We start from the raw sequence: 2244 nt of genomic DNA, 5'->3' as shown, positions 1-2244 counted from the left end.
CCACCACGGTCGCCACGCTCGTCGCGGTTGAAACCACCGGAGGAACGGTCGTTGTCCCGACGGAAACCGCCCGAGGGGCGGTCGTCGCGACGGAAGCCGCCACGGTCGTTGTCACGACGCTCGAAGGAACGGCCACCGCGGTCGTCACGGCTGTTGCCGCGGCGCTCGAAGTTGCCCCGCTCGTCACGGCGCGACTCGGCGGGCTGCTCCGGCGCGGAGGCCACGGCGGCGGCCGCGACCTCGGCCTCGGCGGCCTCGGTCACCTCGGCGACCGCGGTCTCGGGGTCCTCGCCCCGCTCGCGCGCGGCACGGGCGACCAGGCGGTCGGCCTCCTCGCGCAGCTCGGTGGCGCGGCGCTGGACGCGCTCCAGCTCCCGGGTCAGGTCCTTGACCTCGCGCTCGGCCTGCTTGGCGGCGTTGTTCGCGGAGTCGGCCTGGACCTCGGTCAGGGAGCGGGCGCCGGTGATCTCGGCGACCTCGGGGTCGAAGGCGCCGGCGCCGCCGACGATGTGGCGCGAGGCGTCCACGCCCGCGTCCTCCATGAGGCGGAAGATCTGGCGGCGCTGGTGCGGCAGGGACAGCGAGACGACCGTGCCGGAGCGCCCGGCGCGGGCGGTACGGCCCGAGCGGTGCAGGTAGTCCTTGTGGTCACCGGCCGGGTCGACGTTCAGGACCAGGTCGATGCCGTCGACGTGGATACCGCGGGCGGCGACGTCGGTGGCGACGAGCGCGTTGACGTAGCCGTCCTTGAAGTCGGCCAGGACGCGGGTACGGGCGCCCTGCGTCATGCCGCCGTGCAGCGCGTCGGCCTTCACGCCGGCGTCCTGCAGCTGCTCGGCGATACGGTCGGCGCCCAGCTGCGTACGGACGAAAATAATCGTGCGGCCCTTGCGGGCGGCGATCGCGGCCGTGACCGGGGCCTTGTCCTTCGGCTTCACGACCAGGACGTGGTGGGTCATGGTCGAGACGTTGCCCTGGGCGCTGTCGACCTCGTGGCTGACCGGGTTGGTCAGGTAGCGCTTGACCAGCGTGCCGATCTCGTTCTCCATCGTGGCGGAGAAGAGCATGCGCTGGCCGCCCTCGGGCACCTGGTCGAGCAGCTCGGTGACCTCGGGCAGGAAGCCCAGGTCGGACATCTGGTCGGCCTCGTCGAGGACGGCGACCTGGACGTTCTCCAGCGAGCAGGCGCCGCGGTTGATGATGTCGCGCAGCCGGCCCGGGGTGGCGACGAGGATGTCGACGCCGCGCTCCAGGGCGTAGATCTGGTTGCCCATGGACGTACCGCCGCAGACGACCTTGATCTTCAGGCCGAGGACGTCGCCGTAGGGCTGGAGGGCGTCGGCGACCTGCATCGCCAGCTCGCGGGTCGGGGTCAGGATGACCGCGCGGGGCTTCTTCTTCTCGGTGCGGCCCTCGGCCAGGCGCGCCAGGGTCGGCAGACCGAAGGAGAGGGTCTTGCCGGAGCCGGTGCGGCCGCGGCCCAGGATGTCCTTGCCGGCCAGGGCGTCCGGGATGGTCGCGGCCTGGATCGGGAAGGGGGTGGTCACGCCGTTCTGCGCGAGCTTGCGCACGACGCCCTCGGGCAGACCGAGGTCCGCGAAGGTGACGGTCGGCTCGGCGGCCTCGGGGGCCTCGACGGTGTCCGCGCTCTCGATGGCCTCGACGGCCTCGACGACGACGGTCTCGTCGTTCTCGGGCATGACGGCGTGGTCAGAACTGGAAATTGACATGCGAAATGCGAAACCTTCCGGAGTCTCGGCACGCGCCCAAACTCCGTGTGATTTCACAAAGACCGCCTCTATGCGGTCAGCCACGGCAAGGGAGAGTACGCGCCACGCGGCGCGCTTCTGGTCTGGCGCCGGGCAAATGGGATCAAACGATCTACCACCATACGCACTCGGACCCCCCGAGCGCAAATAACCATGTCAGAGCCCCTTTCGTACCCCCTCGTCCGGCTTCTCCCGTACCGCTGGCCCCGCGACCCGTGCCCCTCCCTCAGCCGCTCTTCTCCGCCTTCTCCGCCGGAGCGGGCGGGGGCGTGGACGACGGGGTCGGGTCGGGCGGGGTCGGGGTGGGGTCCGGGCTCGGGGGCGGGGTGGGCTCGGGGGGCGGGTCGTCGTCCGGCGAGGCGGGCGGGGAGGACGGCCGGCCACCGGGCTCGGGCCGCCCGTCGTCCGAGGGCCCCTCGCCGGCCGGTCCGCCGCTCCCGCGCCCCGGCTTCGCGCCCGGGGGCAGGGCCGAGCC

General features: G+C 72.5%; 1 protein-coding gene and 1 pseudogene. Both read right to left on the bottom strand.

Annotated elements, in window-relative coordinates:
* A partial coding sequence (locus AC4IJH_RS43400; RefSeq protein ID WP_490857546.1) for a DEAD/DEAH box helicase occupies positions 1–1700 on the bottom strand: 1700 nt, incomplete at its 3' end.
* Positions 1701–1995: 295 nt separating this feature from the next.
* Positions 1996–2244, bottom strand: a pseudogene (locus AC4IJH_RS43395) (GDSL-type esterase/lipase family protein); the annotation flags it as partial.

Source organism: Streptomyces sp. UF-297 (assembly GCF_058245575.1).
This window is presented reverse-complemented; position numbering and strand designations above follow the sequence as displayed.